The organism is Undibacterium sp. Jales W-56, from assembly GCF_025548535.1.
In the GTDB taxonomy this organism is placed as follows: domain Bacteria; phylum Pseudomonadota; class Gammaproteobacteria; order Burkholderiales; family Burkholderiaceae_D; genus Undibacterium.
The window spans coordinates 228251-249866 of sequence record NZ_JAJLQW010000005.1; the positions used below are offsets into that span (position 1 = coordinate 228251).

Annotated in this window: 22 protein-coding genes; 9 read left to right on the plus strand and 13 right to left on the minus strand. The window is 53.7% G+C overall.

Features of this window, described 5'->3' with window-relative positions; all coding sequences use genetic code 11:
• Positions 1-40: 40 nt before the first annotated feature.
• On the minus strand, positions 41-589 hold the full coding sequence (locus LPB67_RS14650) for a DUF4399 domain-containing protein (protein WP_262838021.1): 549 nt from the start codon (positions 587-589) through the stop codon (positions 41-43).
• Positions 590-787: 198 nt separating this feature from the next.
• On the opposite strand from LPB67_RS14650, the gene LPB67_RS14655 reads away from it, so the two are divergent.
• The 5 genes from LPB67_RS14655 (at position 788) to LPB67_RS14675 (ending at position 5574) form a co-directional block, all read left to right on the plus strand.
• The gene (locus LPB67_RS14655; protein ID WP_262838022.1) at positions 788-1924 is read left to right on the plus strand and encodes an ABC transporter permease; all 1137 of its coding nucleotides are present in this window, start codon (positions 788-790) and stop codon (positions 1922-1924) included.
• A 1-nt stretch (position 1925) separates the two neighbouring features.
• The gene (locus LPB67_RS14660) at positions 1926-2756 is read left to right on the plus strand and encodes an ABC transporter ATP-binding protein (protein WP_262838023.1); all 831 of its coding nucleotides are present in this window, start codon (positions 1926-1928) and stop codon (positions 2754-2756) included.
• A 14-nt stretch (positions 2757-2770) separates the two neighbouring features.
• On the plus strand, positions 2771-3727 hold the full coding sequence (locus LPB67_RS14665; RefSeq protein ID WP_262838024.1) for an MlaD family protein: 957 nt from the start codon (positions 2771-2773) through the stop codon (positions 3725-3727).
• Positions 3724-4428 carry an ABC-type transport auxiliary lipoprotein family protein gene (locus tag LPB67_RS14670; RefSeq protein ID WP_262838025.1) on the plus strand — a complete coding sequence of 235 codons (705 nt, stop codon included), beginning with the start codon at positions 3724-3726 and terminating at the stop codon, positions 4426-4428. The genes LPB67_RS14665 and LPB67_RS14670 overlap by 4 nt, the downstream gene beginning before the upstream one ends.
• Before the next feature lie 75 nt (positions 4429-4503).
• Complete coding sequence (locus LPB67_RS14675; RefSeq protein WP_262838026.1) at positions 4504-5574, plus strand: flavodoxin family protein; 1071 nt, start codon at positions 4504-4506, stop codon at positions 5572-5574.
• 5 nt (positions 5575-5579) lie between these two features.
• On the opposite strand, the gene LPB67_RS14680 is transcribed toward LPB67_RS14675, so the two are convergent.
• The 3 genes from LPB67_RS14680 to queC form a co-directional block, all read right to left on the minus strand.
• Positions 5580-7037, minus strand: a complete 1458-nt coding sequence (locus tag LPB67_RS14680; RefSeq protein WP_262838027.1) for a bifunctional serine/threonine-protein kinase/universal stress protein — start codon at positions 7035-7037, stop codon at positions 5580-5582.
• Position 7038: 1 nt separating this feature from the next.
• Positions 7039-7782, minus strand: a complete 744-nt coding sequence (locus LPB67_RS14685; protein ID WP_262838028.1) for a metallophosphoesterase family protein — start codon at positions 7780-7782, stop codon at positions 7039-7041.
• Positions 7783-7851: 69 nt separating this feature from the next.
• Positions 7852-8565 (minus strand): 7-cyano-7-deazaguanine synthase QueC, encoded by a 714-nt coding sequence (gene queC / locus LPB67_RS14690; protein ID WP_262838029.1) that lies wholly within the window; start codon positions 8563-8565, stop codon positions 7852-7854.
• Positions 8566-8867: 302 nt separating this feature from the next.
• Between queC and LPB67_RS14695 the strand changes: the two genes are divergently transcribed.
• A complete protein-coding gene (locus tag LPB67_RS14695) occupies positions 8868-10157 on the plus strand; it encodes a lipopolysaccharide biosynthesis protein (protein WP_262838030.1) in 1290 nt (429 codons plus the stop codon).
• 277 nt (positions 10158-10434) lie between these two features.
• Positions 10435-11244 (plus strand): substrate-binding periplasmic protein, encoded by an 810-nt coding sequence (locus tag LPB67_RS14700; RefSeq protein ID WP_262838031.1) that lies wholly within the window; start codon positions 10435-10437, stop codon positions 11242-11244.
• 36 nt (positions 11245-11280) lie between these two features.
• Here LPB67_RS14700 and LPB67_RS14705 read toward each other — a convergent pair whose 3' ends face one another.
• Both LPB67_RS14705 and LPB67_RS14710 read right to left on the minus strand, forming a co-directional pair.
• Positions 11281-12048, minus strand: a complete 768-nt coding sequence (locus LPB67_RS14705; protein WP_262838032.1) for a DUF3108 domain-containing protein — start codon at positions 12046-12048, stop codon at positions 11281-11283.
• A 2-nt stretch (positions 12049-12050) separates the two neighbouring features.
• Positions 12051-13244 carry a DUF3108 domain-containing protein gene (locus tag LPB67_RS14710; protein WP_262838033.1) on the minus strand — a complete coding sequence of 398 codons (1194 nt, stop codon included), beginning with the start codon at positions 13242-13244 and terminating at the stop codon, positions 12051-12053.
• Between the two features lie 394 nt (positions 13245-13638).
• Between LPB67_RS14710 and LPB67_RS14715 the strand changes: the two genes are divergently transcribed.
• Both LPB67_RS14715 and LPB67_RS14720 read left to right on the plus strand, forming a co-directional pair.
• A complete protein-coding gene (locus tag LPB67_RS14715) occupies positions 13639-14922 on the plus strand; it encodes a branched-chain amino acid ABC transporter substrate-binding protein (RefSeq protein ID WP_262838175.1) in 1284 nt (427 codons plus the stop codon).
• A gap of 70 nt (positions 14923-14992) precedes the next feature.
• Positions 14993-15820: a PhaM family polyhydroxyalkanoate granule multifunctional regulatory protein gene (locus LPB67_RS14720; RefSeq protein WP_262838034.1), complete on the plus strand. Its 828-nt coding sequence runs from the start codon at positions 14993-14995 to the stop codon at positions 15818-15820.
• A gap of 22 nt (positions 15821-15842) precedes the next feature.
• On the opposite strand, the gene LPB67_RS14725 is transcribed toward LPB67_RS14720, so the two are convergent.
• Genes LPB67_RS14725 through LPB67_RS14755 form a run of 7 tightly spaced genes read right to left on the minus strand, consistent with a single transcriptional unit; the run spans position 15843 to position 21564 of the window.
• The gene (locus LPB67_RS14725; protein WP_262838035.1) at positions 15843-16289 is read right to left on the minus strand and encodes a nuclear transport factor 2 family protein; all 447 of its coding nucleotides are present in this window, start codon (positions 16287-16289) and stop codon (positions 15843-15845) included.
• Positions 16286-17059: an SDR family NAD(P)-dependent oxidoreductase gene (locus tag LPB67_RS14730; protein WP_410482746.1), complete on the minus strand. Its 774-nt coding sequence runs from the start codon at positions 17057-17059 to the stop codon at positions 16286-16288. Before LPB67_RS14730 ends, LPB67_RS14725 begins: the two co-directional genes overlap by 4 nt.
• Before the next feature lie 5 nt (positions 17060-17064).
• Positions 17065-17616 (minus strand): DUF3833 domain-containing protein, encoded by a 552-nt coding sequence (locus LPB67_RS14735; protein WP_410482747.1) that lies wholly within the window; start codon positions 17614-17616, stop codon positions 17065-17067.
• Positions 17617-17665: 49 nt separating this feature from the next.
• Positions 17666-18244 carry a chalcone isomerase family protein gene (locus LPB67_RS14740; protein ID WP_262838037.1) on the minus strand — a complete coding sequence of 193 codons (579 nt, stop codon included), beginning with the start codon at positions 18242-18244 and terminating at the stop codon, positions 17666-17668.
• Positions 18241-19479 carry an SAM-dependent methyltransferase gene (locus tag LPB67_RS14745; protein WP_262838038.1) on the minus strand — a complete coding sequence of 413 codons (1239 nt, stop codon included), beginning with the start codon at positions 19477-19479 and terminating at the stop codon, positions 18241-18243. Before LPB67_RS14745 ends, LPB67_RS14740 begins: the two co-directional genes overlap by 4 nt.
• Positions 19476-20264, minus strand: a complete 789-nt coding sequence (locus LPB67_RS14750) for a DUF1365 domain-containing protein (protein WP_262838039.1) — start codon at positions 20262-20264, stop codon at positions 19476-19478. Before LPB67_RS14750 ends, LPB67_RS14745 begins: the two co-directional genes overlap by 4 nt.
• A 13-nt stretch (positions 20265-20277) precedes the next feature.
• Complete coding sequence (locus tag LPB67_RS14755; RefSeq protein ID WP_262838040.1) at positions 20278-21564, minus strand: NAD(P)/FAD-dependent oxidoreductase; 1287 nt, start codon at positions 21562-21564, stop codon at positions 20278-20280.
• Between the last annotated feature and the right edge of the window lie 52 nt (positions 21565-21616).

Sequence of the window (21616 nt, forward strand, 5' to 3'; positions counted from 1 at the left end):
AAAGTGTCCTCGAAGCCGTCCGCCTGGCTGGCTTGCCCGGTTATTTGACTACTTCAATGTTGATCAGCTTGCTTTTGATGTAATACGGAACATGCTGATGATCTGCGAAAAGTAATTGCAGCGTATGTTTTCCGGGCGGCAGGCTCAATACCGTTTCTGTTTCGCCCTTGCCGAAATGCTTGTAATGCTGGTGTTCAAGTTCATCCGGTTTATCAAATGGAATAGGCGCTTTGATATCGGTTGGAAAAGGCCGGTCGATCAAAATATGATGGTGTCCCGTGCCCTCGATCTTGCCCGCGCTGACCGGCGCCACGCCCATGCCGGAAATAGAGAACGCGACCCGAAATGGGGATTTCACTTTGTCGCCATCCTTGATATTCGTGAAGTACGCCTGTTTATCCCCAACCAGGAACGGCCGGGTGCGTTCGGAAGCGTTGATCGTACTGATTGCCGCCTCGGTATCGACCTGAGCCTGGCTCGCCTTGACTTCTTTATCCGCCGCTGCCACAGCCAACACCTGCGACCCAGCTGCTACCAATGACATAAAAACGAGAAATTGTCGTGTCGATTTTGAAGATAACTTGAACATCGGATCTCCTTTGGTGGTTTAGCGGATTGGCCCATTATTTTCCGCAATACCGTGAGTTTATCTGATTAAGGCCAGCGGTGTTTTTGACGTTTGATTGCGTGACGGCAAAATTAGACTGAAACTGGCCCGGTTCAACGCATGCTGTGTTTGTTACCGCACAAACTAACGCCTGATATTGCTCTAGTCTTCCAGTTAATCATGAAGCCATCTTCGACAGACCACGCCGCAATCGAACAACTGAGTCCGCAAGCCATTGCGCTGTCGGGATTGTGGACGGCGCGCGGGATAGGATCGCTGGAATCTAAGCTCGATGCATTTCCTGCGCCTTCTCAATCTTCCGTTGTAGTTGACGGCGCGCGTATTCATGCTCTTGATACCGCCGGTGCCTGGGTGCTGCAAAAGCTGTTAGAGCGCTTGCGCAAAGCGGCGAGGTCTGTCGAGTTACGCAATGTACGACCTGAATTTTCTAAAATTCTCGATACCGCGGGTCAGCGGCTGGAGGACAAGGCAAAGGACACCATCTGGTCGTCTAAGGTATCGAGTTCGTTCCTCGAGGGGCTGGGGATAACTTCCCAAACCGCCTGGAAACAAAGCCTGGCTTTGCTTAGTTTTATCGGCGAGACAGCAGTCGCTGCTGGCGGATGGATCGCCCATCCTGAACGAATTCGCGGGCGGCCGGTCTTGAGCAACATCCGTAGCGCAGGATTCGATGCGCTTCCGATCGTCGGGCTGTTGTCGTTCTTGCTGGGTATTGTGATTGCCTATCAGGGAGCGGATCAGCTTAAGCAATACGGTGCCAATATCTTTGTGGTGGACCTGGTCGGCTTATCCATGCTGCGTGAATTTGCGCCCCTGATCACCGCCATTATCATTGCCGGACGTTCAGGTTCGGCCTACGCGGCGCAGATCGGTGCGATGGCGGTGACAGAGGAAATCGATGCAATGCGCACGATAGGGATCGCGCCGCTGGACGTGCTGGTGTTGCCGAAAATTGTGGCATTAGTCGTCGCGCTGCCGCTGCTCACGGTATTTTCGGACCTGCTCGGTGTGCTCGGTGGAATGGTGATGGCGCGCGCGCAACTCGGGGTGGGCTTTGGTGAATTTATCGACCGCTTCGGCAGGAACATCAGCCTGACATCTTATCTGGTGGGTATCGGCAAAGCGCCGGTGTTCGCTGCGATCATCGCGGTCATTGGATGTTTTCAGGGTTTTCGCACTAAAGGCGGTGCCGACAGTGTAGGGCGTCAAACCACCCGCAGCGTGGTGCAGTCAATTTTTCTTGTGATTGTCGCGGACGCCATGTTCTCCATCGCGTTTAGCGCATTGGATCTATGACATGAATACGGCGCCACAGGCAAATAAGCCAGTGATTGAGATCCGTCAGGTAGCGACGCATTTCGGTAGCCATATTGTGCACGCCGGGCTGAATCTGGAAGTCAGGCAGGCTGAGATATTCGCCTTGATCGGCGGCAGCGGCTCCGGTAAATCGACGCTATTGCGTGAAATGATTTTATTGCAGGTGCCGGACGCCGGATCGATCCGTGTACTGGGGACTGATTTAGAGAATATTGACGAAGCGGCGGCGACAGAGCTGCGTCGGCGCTGGGGTGTGATGTTCCAGCATGGCGGCTTGTTCGGCTCGCTGACGATAGCAGAAAATGTCGGCTTGCCTTTGCGTGAGCATACCCAGCTCAGCGACCGGATGATCAACGAAATCACGGAATGGAAAATTGCGATGACTGGTTTGCAGCCGGAAGTCGGCGCCCAGTATCCGTCGGAACTCAGCGGCGGCATGATGAAGCGGGCCTCGCTCGCTCGTGCCCTGGCACTGGATCCGGAATTACTATTTCTGGACGAGCCCACCGCAGGTCTCGATCCGGAAAGTGCCAGTGAGGTCGATCACCTGGTGCGCGAATTGAGTCAATTGTATGGTCTTACCGTTGTCATGATCACCCATGATCTGGATCTGTTGTGGCAGGTGGCCGACCGGGTGGCGGTTCTTGGTGGCGGCAAGGTGCAGAGCGTCGGCTCAATGTCCGAGTTGTCGCAGATCGACAATCCTGCAGTCCGACCTTTTTTCGATGGTCCACGTGGCCGCTCTGCGCAACAGCAGGAACAGCGCCAGTTGCAACGGCAAGATACTGAAGCTGGCAGGAGGCCATCATAGAAACCAAAGTAAATATGACGATAGTCGGCGCCTTTGTGCTGATCCTCGGCGCAATCTTGATCGCAGCCGCTTTATGGCTGGCATCGGGCGGCGCTTTACAGAAAAAATATGACCTGTATCTTGCGGTCGAGACCGAATCGGTTGCTGGTCTTAATCTGAATGCACCGGTCAAATATAACGGCGTCGATGTCGGCAAAGTTCGCGCAATTTCGCTCGACAAGATCAATGCAGAACGGGTTAATTTATTGTTCGCGATTGAGCGCGGAACGCCGATCAAGGAAGACACCCTGGCGGTGCTCAAAACACAGGGTCTGACCGGCATTGCTTATGTCGAACTGAGTGGCGGCGCGCGTGACGCCCCGGTGTTACTGGCTAAGGACGGAAACGAATATCCGGTCATCCGCACCAAGGCATCCCTCAGCGCGCGCTTGGAGAACGTTCTCACCAGTTTGATCGCAAAGCTGGACAGCACCTCCAGCAGTATTAACAGTATTTTCAGTGCTGAAAATCAGGTCGCATTTAAAAATACGCTGGCCGATATCGCCACCATCACGCATACAATCGCAGCGCAGAAAAATACCATCGATGCGGGCATCATCAACGCTGCCCGCACTGCAGAGAATGCAGCGCGAGCCACAGCAAAGGCCGGCGCCGTATTCGATAAGATCGGCCGGGGCGCTGACGCCGTCGAAAAAATGGGGAGTGAAGTTGCCAGAACCAGTATCAGTGCTGAAAAAATAGTCACCTCAGTCGGTGCCGACGTCACCCGCTTAACCTCGGAAACCGTGCCTCAGCTAGAACATCTGCTGGGTGAACTCAGCGTCCTGTCACGCACACTGGAACGCCTGTCGGAACAAACCGAGCGCAACCCATCCAGTCTGTTATTCGGACGAAAATCGGTGCCGGACGGGCCGGGAGAGTCAGGCAAAGAATCCAGCAAAGAGTCAACCAGAGAATCGCCGCCACCATGAATAATTCAGCCATCAGCCTACGGTCCGCAGCAGCAAATTGCCGCTGCCTTGCCGCCTCATTCATCGTATTGGTGAGCGCATGCGGCACGGTACGCCAGACACCGCAACCGTCGTTTTATTCTATTGATAGTCACGTGAACGTATCCGAGGTGCGTTCGCCAGTTTCATCAGTAGCATCGTTGCCAGCCGCATCAACTTCCGCGCCGACATTGATTATCAATCCGCCGCATGCCGCTTCAGGATTTGACAGCAAGCACCTGATCTATTCGCGTGAAGCGCACAAACTCGACTATTTTGCGCATAGCGAATGGATAGATACACCGGCACGCATGCTTGCGCCGCTGATCGCCGACGCCGTTGATAAAACCGGGATGTTTCGGGCGGTCTTGCTGACGCCGAGCGCCGCATCCGGCGACCTGAGGCTAGACACGGAAATCGTGCGCCTGCAACAGGATTTCGACCGCCAGCCGAGTCGTGTGCGCTTTACCTTGCGTGCTTACCTGGTCGATAACACGACCCGCAAGATACTCGCCTGGCGCGAATTCGATGAAGCGGTTGATTCGCCCAGTGAAAACCCCTACGGCGGGGTGGTGGCCGCTAATCAGGCGGTCCGCATGAGCTTGACGCGTCTGGCACTATTTTGTGCCGAAACCTCGCTCAACTGGACGCCTGTCGCGACCAGGTTGCCGGAGAAACGCTAAGCTACATACGTGTCCCGCCGTTGGCCGCAAGAGACAAGCTTCTATGCAGTTCTACCACGCTGTCAGGAGAATACAATGATCAAATCGAGGAAAGGACAAGCGCCGCCTGTCTTGGAAAGAAACGAGTTCCACCTGGAATTTCGCCGCTCATTCAGCGATCCCGCGTTTGATTCTGTGCAAGCAGAAATTGCAAAGATAGAGCAAATAGCGTGGAACAACTATATCAACGGAAATAAGGCACCGCTCACGCAAAAAGCCGGACCCGGTTTCGCCGACCCTGACTACGATCTGTCGGTGGAATGGAAAGCGACCCGCGATCAATTAATTGCTGCGGAAGCCAGGCAAAAAAAATCGACGACGCCATCCAGAGTACTGCTCATTTGCGGTTCTGCGCGCAACGATGGCAGCTGTCCGGGCGAAATGTCAAAGACTTTCCGGCTGGTCAAAATCGCCGCTGAAATCCTGGAAGCAAATGCGATCGAGGTCGATATCCTGGACCTCAGCCTGCTCACTTCATCCTATGATAAACATATCCATCCTTGCAAGGGCTGCGTCTCCACCGCGATGCCGCTATGCCATTGGCCGTGCAGTTGCTATCCGAATCATGGCCAGCGGCAAACCAACGATTGGATGGCCGAGATCTACGAAAAATGGGTTGCGGCGCATGGTGTGATCATCATAACTCCGGTGTATTGGTACCAGACTCCCGGCGTACTGAAGCAGATGATAGACCGCCTGGTTTGTGCAGACGGCGGCAATCCCGACCCGACCAGCACTGCAGGAAAGAATCCGGAAAAAGCCAAGGAGCTGGAACTTAAGGACTGGCCCTATCCCAAACATCTGGCCGGACGAACTTATGGCTTAGTGGTACATGGCGACGTTGCCGGTATTGAGGGAGTGCGTCGCGGCTTATCGGATTGGTTGGACTGGACGGGGTTGATCGATGCCGGCGCGTTGGCGCGATTAGACCGTTTTATCGGTTATTACGATTCCTATGCGGAAAGCCATGAAGCCTTAGATCGTGATAGCGCGATACAAGACGAAGTACGCAATGTGGCCAAGTGCGTGGCGAATGCTGTGACTCAAATCAGAGAAGCGCATTTGCTGACGCCGGATGCCGGCTTGCAGCGACCTCGTCTAAAATGAGGCGCTCACGTAAATTTGCCATGCACCTTCACCACAGTCACCGTGCAATGCGCCTCCGCCACCACCTGTGCAGACACGCTTCCCAATAAACGCTGCAATACCGAGCGGCTGCTGGATCCTATCAGGATGTGGTCGACGTCGTTGCTGTTCGCGTAGTCGATAATCGCGGCAGCCGGGTCGTGTGCTTCGAGTACGTGGAAGGTGATTTTGTCGGGGCTGATATTCAGCGGTCTGGCCCAGTGCTTGAGATCGATTAAATGTTTGACGTGGATGTTCTGGCCTTGCTGAATGATGCTGTCGTCCATGCCGATGCGATTGGTTTTGCGGACGGTGATGCAGGCCAGGCGGGCGCCTTGCCTGGTTTGTAGCATGCGCCGGGAGATGTTGCGTAGATGTTCGGCCAGTGCGGCGGAGGCATGGGCGAGGTCGAGGGCGACCACGATGATTGGCGCCTGGGATAATTGATCGGAGACGCTGTGCTGCAATAGCGGTTCGGTGCCTGCGGCTTGAAAGCGCCGTTTGAGCACCGATAGATAACCGTCCTGACGGCGTTTGTTGGCACGCGCGGTCAGCGTGAGCTGGTCCGGATGCTGAAGTAAAAAAGCCAGTTGGGCGGCGGTGTCAAAACGCGCAGCCGGACTGACTTCCAGGCAGCGCAGGATGATTTCTTGCAACCAGTCCGGGATCAGCGGATTGCGGCTGCGCGGCGGAAGAGGGTCGCGGTACAGGCGTTTTTTCAGCCCGGCGACCGAGGTCGGATGGCCGTAGGGACGCTCACCGGTGGCGAGGTGGTACAGCAGCACGCCGAGGGCAAACAAGTCGCTGCGCGGCTCATTGCGCACACCTAACACTTGTTCCGGCGAGATATAGGGGCCTGTGCCTAGCGGCAGGCGGAATTCTTCATCCAGCAGATCCGGCAGCTTGTCGTGCCGCGATAAACCGTAGTCGATCAGGACCGCGCTGCCATCGGCGCGGAACATGATGTTGCTGGGCTTGATATCGAGGTGGATCACATGCTGGCGGTGCAGGTCTTGCAGGGCGTACGCGATCTGGATGCCGGTGGCGACCACTTCGTCAATCGGCAGCGGCGATTTTTCAAAACGGCTGCGCAACGAGGTGCCGGCGATATGCTCCATCACGATATACGGCTGGGTATCAAAATCGCCGGAGCCATAGTAACGCGGCACATGTTTGCCCTTGAGCTTGGGCATGATCATCTGCTCGACCTCGAACGCGACAATCGCCGTCGGATCTTCGGTAGAAAACAGCAGCGGGACTTTCATGATCAGCGGCGGCGCGCCGGTTTCGCCTTCGGACAGATGACGTTGTTGCCGATCGCTGATGCGCCATAGGGCTGCCATGCCGCCGGTGTGGAGTTTTTCTTCGAGCCGGTAGCCATTGATTTCCATCCCTGCCTTGAGGCTTTGATGGGGGGTGTTGCTGGCTGGCGCTGCGTCGTTCAATTTAATTCCCGCTCAACAGGCGTTGTGCAAGGCTGGCGGGCAATCCTGCCGCGATGATTTTTTTGGCGGCGGCCTCATGGTCGTACGGAACGCGGAAGTAGGTGAGCTCTTGCGTGTCGGTGTCAAAGGTCGCATAACAGGCCGCCGGATTGCCGTCGCGCGGTTGCCCGACCGAGCCGGGGATGACCAGCCAGCGCCGTTGTTTGCTGAGCGGGATGCTGTGTTCCGGTGTCGGCAGGAATTCGCCGGTCTTGCCCGTCATGCTCATGTGATACAGGGTCGGCATGTGGACATGGCCGCAAAACGTGACCTGCGCCTGGGTCGCATGCATGCTGCGCATGGCTTCCATCACGCCGTCGACATAGTCCCATTCATCGGGGGCCCAGGCATTTGCATGCACCAGCAGGATGTCTTGCAGTTCGATGCGGTAAGGCAGGTTGCGGATGAAAGCGATCTGCGCGTCGCTGAGTTGCGAGCGGGTCCATTCGACCACCTGACGCGCGATCGGGTTCATGCCCTGGCGCTCGTCTTGCAGGATGGCGATATCGTGATTCCCCATCAAGGCATAGGCGCCGCGCTGAACGTAGTCCATGACGGTGGACATGACCCATGCCGGATCGGCGCCGTAGCCGATCAGGTCGCCCAGGAACGCATACTGAACCGCCTGTTGCTGCTCGGCATGGGCGATGCACGCTTCCACCGCCTCGCGGTTTGCATGCAGGTCGGTCAGGATGGCTAGCAACATGATGGTCAGTCTATCGGTGATGGTGTGCTTCTGATTCTACGCGCCCTAGCTAACGCCATGCTTACATCGCTACGCTGTCTTTGCCGCGCTGTACTCGGCATAGCCATTCGCTCGCAAGGCGCATGCCGGGCAAGTGCCGCAGCCATGCCCCCATTGATGCAATTCGCCGCGCTGGCCGAGATAGCAGGTGTGGGTATCGGCGCGGATCAGGTTCACCAGATCCGCACCGCCCAGTTGCTCGGCCAGTTGCCAGGTCTGCGCTTTATTGATCCACATCAGCGGGGTTTCGAGTTTGAGATGGGTTGCCATGCCGAGATTGAGTGCGACCTGCAAGGCTTTCATGGTGTCGTCGCGGCAATCCGGGTAGCCGGAAAAGTCGGTTTCGCACATGCCGCCGACCAGCACATGGATGCCGCGACGATAGGCCAGCGTGGCTGCCACCATCATGAACATCAGATTGCGGCCAGGTACGAAGGTATTCGGCAAGCCGTTTTCTTGCATGACGATTGCGATGTCTTCGGTCATCGCGGTATGCGAGAGTTGCGAGATCAGCGACAGGTCGATCATGTGATCTTCGCCGAGCGTGTTGTTCCAGCCGGCAGAGAAGCCGCGGATTTTTTTCAGCAGGACCGGACGCTGCTCAAGCTCGATTGCATGACGCTGGCCGTAATCGAAGCCGATGGTCTCGACGCGCTGATAGCGTGACAAAGCCCAGGCCAGGCAGGTGGTGGAGTCCTGGCCGCCGCTGAACAGGACCAGGGCGCTTTCGTTGGATGTGGTCATATTTATATACTAGAGTGGGGTATATCTATTTTTAAATTAACTCCGCAATGATTGTGTGCGGAATCGGCTGCTTAAAACGGATACTCCCCTATTTTTAATGGATTGCAGAATGCTGTGACGCATTTGCAATGCGGATAAGCGCATTTTAGCAATATCGCTCCCAAATGTCGGCGGCGGTGATTATTTTTCGAAAAGCGGCATTCAGCATGGCGAGAGTATGAAACACTTTGACCGTCCATCAGGCATGATGCTATGGTTTTGTCGTTTCGCTCAATGCGCATTCTTTTGCCTCCGATTCCTTCATGAGTTTCACCAGAAAATTCCTGTCATCTTCCATCCTGTCGGTCATTGACCAGGGCATGCTGAGCGCATTGAACTTTGCGATCGGCATGCTGTTGATACGCCTGGTGACCAAAGAAGAGTATGGCCTGTACGGCCAATTGTATGCGGGCGGTTTGCTGGCGGGCTTGGTGGTCGATTCCTGGATTGCCGGTCCGCTGACCACGGTTGCCAGCGCCGTCCAGGATGCAACCCGTAAAGCCTTGTTGCGCCATTACTGGATACGCCAGATCTGGAGCACCCTGCTGATGGGCGGGCTGGCGTTTGCCATCGTGGCATTAGTGCCGCTGGCGACCCGCAATAGCCATATAGGGAATTGGCTGGCGCTGGCGTTCGGCGCGTATGTGATCGGCAATGGACTGCGCGAATACGGCCGTACCGTGGGTTTTATTCAATCCGATATCGTCGCCGTATTGCGCCAGGATGTGCTGTACGTAGTGCTGGTCGTCATCAGTCTGGCGGGATTGTTTAGCGGCGATTATCTGGGGCTGGAAACTATTTTCCTGAGCCTGGCTGCCGCCTCCATCCTGTGTGCGGCACTGAGCGCCGGACGCCTGAAGGCGCGCACCCACACGCCGGCCAGCCAGCAACACGATGCCCAAGATGAGATGCAAAAGGCAATTGCCGGGCATCAGGACACCATCAGTGGTCATGGACGCTGGGCGATACTCGGCGTGCTGGTCGGCTGGTTATCGAATTATAGTTATGTGTATCTGTCCGGCGCCTGGCTCGGGGTGGCGGCGATTGCCGACCTGAATGCCTCGCGCTTATTGCTGATGCCGATTCCGCTGGCGGTCGCAGCCTGGTCGCGTATTGCGCGGCCCGAAGCGAGCCGCCTGATGGCGGATCGCAACTGGACTGGCTTGCGCAAGCTGACCTTGTTTTCTATCGCCGGCATTGAGCTGGTGGTGTGCGCTTACGTAGTGGTCTTGCTGTTGCTGTTGCCGTGGCTGGAGGCGCATGTGATCGGCAGTAAATACAGCGGCCTGGATCCGCTGGTGATGCTGTGGGGCGGCTATTTCGCGATTAATGCAGCGCGCTGGGTCGGTACCTCATGGCTGAGTAGCGGCGGCGCGTTTCGTTCTTTATTTTTCCTCGGCAGCGTGACGCTGGCAATGGTATTGGCGATTACCTCATGGGCGATTCCGCATTGGGGCGCCGCCGGTGCAATCATTGCATTGATGGCGGTCGAGCTGTTTGAACTCTGCGTGGTCTGGAAATTTATTTTGCCGGGTTTACAGAAGAAGGTTTGAGTAAGCCATATTTACGCCTATCAGCAATCCGGTGCAAGCTCATGCGCAACGGATGCCGCCATTGCGGGTCACTGTGTTGGGGGGCATGAGTTTTGTAGCCAATTCTCAATTGTGAACGTCGGCAATCTAATTTATGATAATACATTCGTGCTAGATGATTTTCCTCACAGCAGGCCTTGATCGGACAATACATGTTGACGAAAATCGATCGTAGCTTGTTCAAACCCGTTACGTATCAGCGATATCGCGCACGTTCATAATGATCAATAAGCGTCCCATGTGGACAGGCTTACAAAGCTGCCGGCGGTCTATCTGCCGTTTCGCTATTCTGTGCGCTGCATGCCTGACATGTGCTTTAGAAGCAGCGGGCAATACCTGCGACAAAGTCGTGATCTCTGCCGATCCTGCCTATCCGCCATTGCACTGGTATGACGGTACTGCGATGCGTGGTGCCAGTATTGCGGTTGCGCGCCGGATTTTTTCGGACCTCGGCATACCGTATGAAATTCGTTATCTTGGCCCATTCAACCGCGTGCTTGCCGCGGCACAAAGCGGCACGATTGATCTGGTGGTGACTTTAAAAGATACGCCGGAACGCCGCTCTTACCTGAGTTTCAGCAATACGGTTCTGTTGAACCCCGTTGCCGTATTTGTGCGGCGGGATAAATTGCTGGACATCAAAAAATGGAACGAGCTGGCATCTTATCGTGGCGGGGTTGCACGAGGTAATCGATTTGGCGAACCGCTCGATAGTTTTATTAAAAATAATCTGACCGTGCAAGAATCCAATGACCTGGAAGCCAGTTTTAAAATGTTGTCGGCGGACCGTTTCGATTATGTGGTGACGGGTTTCTATCCCGGACGTACATTTTTATTGGCGACAGCAAGCGATCAGAAAATTATCGCTTTACATCCTCATCTGAGCGAATCGCCGAACCTGGCCGGTTTCGTCACACAAAGTCCATGCGCGGCTTATCTTGGGGCATTCAACAAACAACTGGATAGGCTGAGCAAAGAAAAATTTATCGAGCGTGTAATTGAGCAGGCCAGTGAAGAATGGCGCCAGCACCCTGTCTTGTTTAAATAGATCAGGGGATCGGTTTGCGGAGGGGGCATTGCACTGTCATTTCTTGATTTGTCCTATCGATTGCTCAACATAGTCGCCATCGGCATCGCTAAATCGCAGGCGCACCGGGTACCATTCCATCGCGGGGGCCAGCCATAATTCGAGTTGCTGGTCTTTTGAATCTGGCGGCGGCGCTTTGATGATGTGGATCGTCGCAAATTCCCCTAGTGCCGTGCTGATGCTTTCTTTCTGGATGACTTTGAAGGTCCATGGCTCTGCATCGCGCCGGCCTGCGACAAACATTTTCCATTCACTACCGGCTTTGAATTTCTCCCCGGCTGCGCGTGCCATGGCAACCAGTTGCCAGGTCGCGCTGGTGCGGTCTTGTTCGCCGCCGGTAATCGGATATTGTTCTGTCGATTCGCTAAAGCTGATGAGTTTGTTCGCGCCACTGCGCTCGAAACGGGTGATGCTCTCATTTTTGCGGAATCTTTTTTCGACGAATTTGTCGGGTGCCAGACCGTAGTTATCCACAGTGCCGGTGCTGCTCGCATCCAGAATTTTCCCGACCAGCATGGCACGGGTTTCGGTCACGATGCTGTATTTTTTTTCGCTGAGTTGCCAGTTGACGCTGGCTTCACCGCTGAGGGGAATGCCGCTTTGCCTGGCCTTGATGGTATAAATCAAATTCGCCGACGGCGGCAGATTGATCGCATGCTTGTTGTCGGTGTCCGCCATGCAGGCCGCATTGAGACCGATGCTGAGGAGCAGCGCAGTGCATACCATCGGTCCTGTTTTGATACGGGAAGTCTGAAACAGTTTCATGCTTATCTTTCAATGACGGCAGGGTGAAGAATGCTGGTCACAATCTGGGTCGTGATTGCACCGTTGGTTTCGGTATTGCGTATCTGGACCGGATACCAATTCATGCCTGGTGCAAACCAGATATCCAATTGCGAGTTATACGAACCGGCCCTGGGTGGTCGTACGATATGCCAGGTCATCAAAGTACCTAATTTGGTGCTCAGTTCTTCTTGCCCCGCGATGATGAAACGAAAAATAGTCGCTTCGCGTTCTTCAGCGACCTGAATAATAATTTCCCGGCCAACTTTAAATTGCGTCGGGTCAGCATAGCCGATACCGGCCAGCTGCATTAATACGGACGCTTTATCCTGAGCCGCGTGCGCCATGGTCTGTGTTTTATTCGAGGATGAAAAACTCAAGAGATTGTCGGCATGGTTGAAATGGGTTGCCGTCTCGGAGCGATTGCGACGAGTCTCGCTGCTGGTAATCGGCGTCAGCCCTGCTTGCGAAATTTTTCCTTCGCTTTTGAGTTTGAATAAATTCAGCGTCGTCAGCAGCAAGTCCAGTCCGGCGTCGATGGTCATGGTGTAACGATCGCCCGCCAGTTGCCAGTTGATTTCGCCAACGCCGTAATAGGGATTTTTATTCGGTTCGGTGCGTATCAATTGCAGCTTGAGCTGAGCAGAGGGTAAAGGGCTTGAGGTGAATTGCGCCAGATTGGGGGTGTCTGGATCAATCGCTTTGCTTGCGCCGGTATTCTTTTCAAGCACGGCGTTCGTGGCTTCTGTATTCGCCGTGGGTATTGATGCGCTTGTCTCCGTCTCTGTTTTGGCAAAGGGAACATCGGGATCTGGCTTGAGTGTCGGTGTCACTGCCAGGTAGCCGGAGGCGGATTGGTAGATCGCACTGTCGTCATTATTATCGGCAATCCGGGGTGGTACAGCTGGCGTAAGTTTCTGGGTTTTTTGCACAGTTTTTTTGCTGTCGCTTGCTGCCGGACGAGCATTTGTTTTGTTCTCTGCGATTTTATTCTCTGCCGGTGGCTGATCCAGTTTCAGCAGCTTGATCTGCACCTTCGATTCTTTGACGATCCGGCTTTCTGTGTTGCTTTGTAGCGCAGTCAGCCACGAGAACGCTGCCAGGTGCAGGGCGGCGGTCGCCATTGCAAAAGCCAGAATCTGACGGCGCGGTAGTTGAAGTAGCCAGGGTGCAATCATGATGCAAGGGGATATAGACAAAAGGTGAGCTGCAAGTAGTGTAAACGTTCTGGGTACGAGTTGCGATGACCTCCGCCATGTAAAATGCGGAGAAAAATAGGAGCGACTGTTGTTGAGTCTCGGTTAACTTGCGGTAAATGTAAAAAAATAGGACTTACGCAAAACCCAAAACCTCTCACCACCGAGACACGGAAACACAGAGAAAAGCAAGAGGAAAGGCTCCATGGAGTGTAAATATTAAAACGAACCCGCAAGCTGGGTGCGCCTGCTGGCACGAAATGTCTCCGAAAGCCGCATCTTGCCTGCGGGTTCAATGTGCATGGTGGTAAGCAGCTTGCCGTTTTGCGTAAATCCTAAAAAAAAGAAGGTTTTGATGTCTTTAGTATCAAAGAAAATGAGGTGCGCCGCATTCAGCCTCCTCTCGGTATTCTCAATCTCCGCTGCGCAAGCGACCAGTCAGGCCAGCGTCGCCAGACCGATACGGATTGCGATGATCGATGGCCTGAGCGGCGCGTTTAGCAATGCGGGCGAGGCAGTCGTGCGTAATCTGCAAATGGCGATAGAGCAGGTCAATGCACGAGGCGGCGTGCGCCTGGCAGACGGCAGGCATTTATTGCAATTGACAACCTTTGATAACAAGCAAGGGGTCGAAGACAGCCTGACGGTATTCAAGCATGTAACGGATCAGGACATTCCCTTTATCGTGCAAGGCAATAGCTCGGCGGTCGCGTTAGCGCTGCTCGATGCCGTGAATAAACATAACCAGCGCATGCCGCAGCAGCGGGTCCTGTTCTTGAATTATTCCGCCGTGGAGCCTAGTCTGACCAATGACAAATGCAGTTATTGGCATTTTCGTTTCGATGCCAATGCGGATATGCGCTTACATGCCTTGACTGAAGTGATACGCGATGATGCGCGCGCCAAAAAGGTATATTTGATCGGCCAGGACTATAGTTTTGGCAGGCAAGTGGCAGTCACCGCGCGCGCCATGTTGGCTAAAAAACGCCCCGACATCAGCATCGTCGGTGAGGATCTGCATGCGATAGGCAAGATCAAGGATTTTGCTCCCTATGCCGCCAAGATCAAGGCGAGCGGTGCGGATACCGTGATCACCGGTAACTGGGGTAATGACCTGACTTTACTCATCAAGGCGGTGAAAGACGCTGGCATGGAGGTGAAGTTTTATACTTTTTATGCAAATGCCTTGGGCGCACCGGCGGCGATTGGCGAGGCCGGCATTGGCCGCGTCAGGGCTGTTGCCGAATGGCACCCGAATGTCGGCGGTGCCGGCAGCGATGCGTTTTATCAAAGCTTCAGGCAGCGCTATCCCGATCCGCGCGACGACTATGTGCATCTGCGTATGCATATCATGGTGAATATGCTGGTTGCCGCGATCGAAAAAGCCGGCAGCGTGGAAGCAGATGCCGTTGCCAGAACTTTGGAGGGCGCAAGTTTTAGTAACGGTTTTCATGATGCCACCATGCGTGCTGCCGATCATCAACTGATACAGCCGCTGTATGTATCGGTGATGCAAAAGCGCAATCCGGATGGCAAGAGCGGCCTGCGTTTTGACAATGAAGGCAGCGGTTATGGTTTTAAAACCGAGCGCTATTTCGCATCCGCATTGACGGCGTTGCCAAGCTCATGCAAGATGGATAAAAGCGTCTCGCGTCACTAGAACATGGCGTTCTGTAGTGTTGCGTATTCCGATGATATGAACGACCTGATAGCCCCTTTAGGAGAGCAGCATGACTTCCCCATTTCAAGGAAACGATTTCCCAGGCATGAATGCGATGAACGACACGCTATCCTTTGTTAAAAATATCTGGGGTGGCATGCATGTACCTGGCATGGTGACGCCGACAGTCTCGGTCGATGAGCTGGACAAAAAAATCAAGGATCTTAAAACCGTCGAGTCATGGCTGACCGTGAATATGAATATGCTGCGCGGAACCATACAGGCACTTGAAGTACAAAGGGCGACGATTGCCGCGCTGAATTCCCTGGGGGAGAGTTTTGCCAGCACGATGGCGAATGCGACTGCGGATAAACCGGACCAGTCGGCGCAAGCAGAAAAATCAGCAAAACCCTTCGAATTTGCCAAGCATGATTTCTGGCCTAATGCCACTGCGACACCCGAGGCAAAAAAAGAACCGGTTCCGGAACCTGTAGCGGAGCCCATCGCAGAACCAGTATCTGCGACTACCACTGCGCCCGAGGTCGCTGCTTCGGCAGGTACGGCGAAAGCCCAGCCGGCGGAGAATAACTCGGCGTTTTCTAATCCGGCTGCATGGTGGAATTTGTTGCAGGATCAGTTCAAACAGGCGGTGAGCCATGCGATGATCGATGAGGCTGCTGTCTCAACAAGCGTGAAGCAAGACAAACCAGTAAAAAAGACCGTCACGAAAGGAAGCGCGAGCACCGCCAAAACTAGCAGCGCCGCAAACAAAAAGATATCGGCTACCGGCAAAAAAACGCTTAGCCCGGTGACTAAAAAAACGGCGTCGCGCAAACCTGCAGTGGTCTCAAAAGCACATGTTGTCAGCGGTAAAAAATCCACTGCTGGCGGGAAGTGAATTCTAGGGCATGTTCAAAGCCCTAATTCCTGGCAGCACGTTTCAGCATGCGCATCAGGCTGCCTAATACGGGAAGCTTCTCGTACAGTTCTTCGGCAGCATCCCAGTAATCCCTGTGATAACTGACCCGTCCGTCCTCCAGAAAGCGCAGATGGGTTGCGCCTTTGATTCTTTGCAGTTCTTTGGAGAACCGTTTCATCGTGAACAGAAAATCCCAGCTGATAAACGCCTCGTTCCCCTGCAATAAGCGGGTGTGGACTTTAAAGCGCGGCTGCTCGACTTGCGCGAACATATGGACAAAGATGGTTTGTACCGCAGCGACATCCTGAACTTCGTTGAAGGGATCTTTGAAGTAAGCTTTTTCTGCATACATGGCAGGAATCTGCTGCACGCTCTCTGGGGTCAGCGTTTCAAAGAAGGTGACGAGCTTGCGCAAGGCCTCTTCATAGGAAATGACATCGTTGTTCATAGGCCAGTCGTCTTATGGATAAGGGCAAAATACCAGCGGTAAGGGAGCAGGCGTGCCAGCCGCAGCCAGTTGGTAAACCGTTTTGGAAAGTGAATATGGAATTCTCCGTTTTCCATACCTGATACGATCTCTTTGGCCGCGACTTCGGCGGTGATCAGTGCCGGCATTTCAAAGTCATTACCCGCAGTCAGCGGCGTTTTTACAAAGCCCGGACTGATCAGATAGACCGCGATATTTTTCGGATGTAAATCAAAATACAGAGATTCGCATAAATTGATGATCGCTGCTTTGGTCGGACCATAGATCAAGGCCTTTGGCAGGCCGGACAAGCCCGCAACGGAACCGACAATCCCGATGCCGCCATGTCCTTGCCGGATCAGCTTGGGTAAAACTACATCCAGGCAATTCAATATTCCCCGCAGGTTCAGATCAATCAGGCGATTCGCAGCGACCAGATCGAATTGGTCCGCCCGCATCGCGTTGTAGCCGCCAGCCACCACCAGTACCAGATCAATATTGCCCCATAACTGGCTCAGGTAGGCGTGAGCGTTGGCTAGCGTTGTGTGGTCGGTAATATCGACGGGCAGGATCACCGCCCGCTCATGGCCGGCCGCGACTGCGTGCAGCAGATCGGCTTGGCGCGCAGATAGAGCAACTTGCGCGCCTTTTTTTAGCAAGAGCTGGGCAGTTTCTGCGCCTATGCCGGTAGAGGCGCCGATGATCCAGATTTTTTTACCGTGCCAGTCGGCGATCTTGGGATTCATAGCCATCGCGCTTACTTGCTGCTCCGTTTGGTAAATGACAAAGTAACGCTGCCAAGCTCTATCCCGTACTTGCTCATGATGGCGCGATTCAGCATGACTTTATCATCCATTAGCACCATCCAGTCGTCAAAATCAACGTGAATGATTTTTTTATCGACTGGCAGTGCCAGTACATAATTCCAGTGCAGCGTGTTGCCTGACACAAGCCCTTTAGCTTCGCCCACGACATCGGCGGCTGTCCCGATGAAAGTGCCGGTCCCTGTTTTTTTCAATGTCCAGATTCTATTTTGCCTGGTGCCGTCAGAATAAGTGAAATCTTCATCCAGCCGGCCTACTTCACCCTGCCATTCGCAACGCATCACGACGGTAAATCGTTTGACGATTTTGCCGGAACGATCCTGGAACATTCCCCAGGCATCGACAGTTCCATTGAAAAATTGAGGCAATACCAGCGCAGGTTGCTCCGCTGCATATAGTTTGGGATCGTTAGTGCTGGCGCATGAGCTGAGTATGAGTGCCGCGCTAGCGATGAAAATAGTTCGCATCAATGTGAGGAATTGCATGATCATGTCCTTGCTAGCTGGTGAGCGCCTGCCTATCGCAGGCTACTTGTTATTTGTTACTGGCTTCCAATAGCTTGTCGCGCAGTCCCGGCGCGGAGGTTTTTTTATCTAACCAGATGGAAAAGAAAGCATGCGCAAATTCAGGATCCCTGATTTCGCCCAGAAGCTTTCCGTCGAAATAAAAACGGGCAGCCAGCCCGGGCAAAAATACACCGGTGATGTGATTGCCTTCTTTGACGTTGGGAAACAGCTGGGTCATTTGCGCCAGCCAGGTTTTCCTTTGTTCTTCTGAGCCGAGTTTGAGTTTCTGGATTTCTTCTATGCTTGCTTCGGCAATCTTCTTTCCTATCAAAGAACGGGCATAGGTCAGATCCAGCGCAATCGGCTGACGGCCAAGCTGACCATTGGCTTCAGGCGCATAGCCGTCTTTGCCGACCCATAATTGAGCATCGTACACAGCGATACCAAACCAGCGAAACGTGCCGTGGCCCAGAGGCTTAGCCTGATTCAGCTCTTGTTGAATATGGCTGCCAGCAGGCGTTTGTTGGCTACCCGCGAAAGCAAGCGCGGCATACAACAGCATGGCGCTGACGCAGCCTGTCCAACATGCGCGATTGAGCAGAATCATGACTTGATTAGCGTGAATTGCGCAACATCGATGCTATGCGCCCGGAAGCCCGCTTCACAATACGCGAGATAAAATTCCCAGGTACGGATAAATTCCTGATCGAAGCCCTGCGCCTTGATTTCCGGTAATTTCGCCATGAAGGCCTGACGCCACTCTTGCAAGGTGCGGGCATAGTCGAGACCAAAAGTGAAGGTGTCCACGACCTGTAATCCATGCTGCTTCGCATATGCCTTGAAGACCTGTATCGATGGCAACATCCCGCCGGGAAAAATATATTGCTGGATAAAATCAGTCCCTTTGCGATAGCGTTCAAACAGTTCGTCGGCGATGACAATACTCTGCACGCAAGCTCTGCCACCCTGCTTCAGGTTGCGGCTGATGCATTCGAAATAGCTGGGCCAGTAGGCTTCGCCCACGGCTTCGAACATTTCTATCGAGGCAATCGCATCGTAGCTGCCATGCGCATCACGATAATCCTGAATCTGCAATTTGCTCTTCTCATGCAAGCCGGCTTTTTGCAGACGCTCCTGGGCAAAATGCAATTGCTCGTTAGATAGCGTCAGACCGGTCACATGCGCAAAAGCTTCGGTACTCGCCACTTCGGCAAAACCGCCCCAGCCACAACCTATCTCCAGAATATTATCGTGCGGATGAACCGCGAGTTGTTGCAGGATGCGCCGATATTTTGCCAGTTGCGCATCATGTAAGGTCTCGACTTTATCGCCGGAAAACAGGGCGCTGGAGTAAGTCATCGAAGGGTCCAGCCACAATCGATAAAAGTCATTGCCGATATCGTAATGGGCATGAATATTTTTTTTGCTACCAGCGCGCGAATTCCGATTCAACACATGTTTAATGCGGTACAGCAGATTGCCCCACCAGGTGCCGTAGATCACGGATTCGAGTTGCTGACGGTTGCGTGAGATCAGTTCGATTAAACCGGGTAACTGGCCGGTAGTCCAATGACCTTCGATATAGCTTTCGGCAAAACCGATGTCACCGGATTTGAGTATGGTGCGGCAGAGTTGCCAGTTCTTCAGCACGATCCGTACAGGACTATGGTTGTGGTCGCCGAAATGTCCTTCCTGACCATCAGGAAATTGAATCGTCAAATTGCCGTCTTGCAGTTTGTGCAGCAAGCTCAACACGAATTTTGCTTCGGCCGGGAACTGTGCCGTGTTCAAAGGCGCGCTTTGTTCCTGATGGGGATTGATGGTGGGATGCAGGCTACTCATCGGCTGACCTCGTTAGCAGGTGGGACAGGTTTGGAAAAAAAAGGCACGCGCTTTATCCAGAGGTAAAGCGCTTGCAAATGGATGCGGGCGACTACGCTCAAGGTCATCAGCGGATAGCGCAACATGACTCTGGCGATATTCGCCGTACTGATGTCCCGCTCGCTACCGGCGATGCTGGTTAGCAGCAGCGGCCCGCTGGCATCGTCATACTCGATGCGGGCGACATGCTGATTTTGTCGCTGCGCTCCGACCTCGCGCGCGGTCTTCATGAAGCGAAAGCGATACTGACCCTCGACAGGGCAAAACGGCGAGACATGAAATATCTTTTTAGCGATTAACTCCTGCCCGTAATGTTGTATGCCGCCCGTGTCCAACAAGTAGATATGTTTTTCGCCAAAAGTATTGCGCACCTCGCAAACCACGGCGCGCAATTCACCGTCCTTACGATGGCAAAACCAGAACGAGACAGGATTAAATACATAGCCAAACACGCGCGGGAAACATTGCAGTTCAATATCGCCATCGGCATCCGCGACGCCTTCGGAGCGTAATAGATTTTCGACCCAGGCAAGCGGCGTTTGCTGACCGTCACCATGATCTTTGTCGAAAAAAGACAGCAAGTTAAAGCGGTTGTGCGAAAAACCGGGACAGACGCTTTCAGACTCGCGGTTGACGTCGCTACGTAAAATCACCCGGATGAAAAATACGCCATAAGTAAAGCGATTCACGGCTGGACGCAGGCGATGATGCCTGACCTCTCCGGTGCATAAACGTATCGATGGCATAGTTGTATTCATCTCAAGCGGCGCGTGCTTCTGGCCGGTCTGATTTTTGCAACTGTTCCGCAACCGCCAGACCGGATTTCAAGCCATCTTCATGGAAGCCATAACCAGTCCAGGCACCGGCAAACCAGATGCCGTTAATACCTTGTATCTGGTGCAGGCGACTTTGTGCATCCATCGCTTTTTGATCAAATACCGGATGCGCATAATCGAAACTGGCCAGCACGCAGGATGCTGCGGGTGCCGAAATCGGATTCAAGCTGACGATGACTGGGGTGCTGAATGGCAGCGGCTGCAATTGATTGATGAGGTAATGGACGCAGACTTTTGCCTCATTGCCGCTTTCACTCTGGTAATTCCAGGCAGACCAGGCTTTCTTCTGTTCCGGCAAGAACGAAGCATCGGTGTGCAACACTGCTTTGTTGGGCTGGTAAGTGACTGCGGACAGGATGTTTCTCTCATCGGATGATGCATCGCTCAGCATGGCCAGACTCTGGTCGCTATGGGTCGCGAGTACGACATGATCAAATTCCTGTGCGCCATTTTGGGTGAGCAGTTGTACGGTATGTTTCGCTGTTCTGCGTACGGATAGAACCGGCGTGTTCAAATATTTCTTCGGAATCCGCTCGAGAATTTTTTCTACGTAGTGGCGCGCTCCGCCTTTGACGGTTTGCCAGCGCGGACGGTCGTTCACTTGCAGCAATCCATGGTTATGACAAAACCTGACGAACGACGACAAGGGAAAACCCATCATGATGGCGGTTGGGCAAGACCAGATGCAGGCTGCCATCGGTAGTAAATACCAGGTGCGGAATGCCTGTCCGTAGCGGTGTTTATCCAGGAAGTCGCCCAGCGACAACTGGAAATCGCTATCAACCACAGGCACTGTGTTGGCCAGCGCCGTGGTTTGCCGGTTAAATCGCAGGATATCGCGCAGCATTCCCAGAAAGCGCGGACTGAACAGATTGCGTCGTTGCGCAAACACCGTATCCAGATTGGCGCCGGCCCATTCCAAGCTACGGTTTTTGATCGGCATCTTGACCGAAAATGACATGTCGGTCGCAGCGGTTTCTATTTCCAGTTCTTCAAATAAGTTAACCAGATTCGGATAAGTTTTATGGTTGAAGACTAAAAAACCGGTGTCAACACCATAGGTCTGACCATCCAGAGTCACATCGACAGTGTGGGTATGGCCGCCGAAATAGTCGTTTGCCTCGAACAGGCTGACGTCGTATTGCGCCTGTGACAGGCGGTATGCGCAGGAGAGACCGGAGATGCCGGAGCCGATGACCGCAATTTTCATATTATTTTGTGTGGGCAGGGTAACAATAAATTTCTGGCAATGAATCGATGTT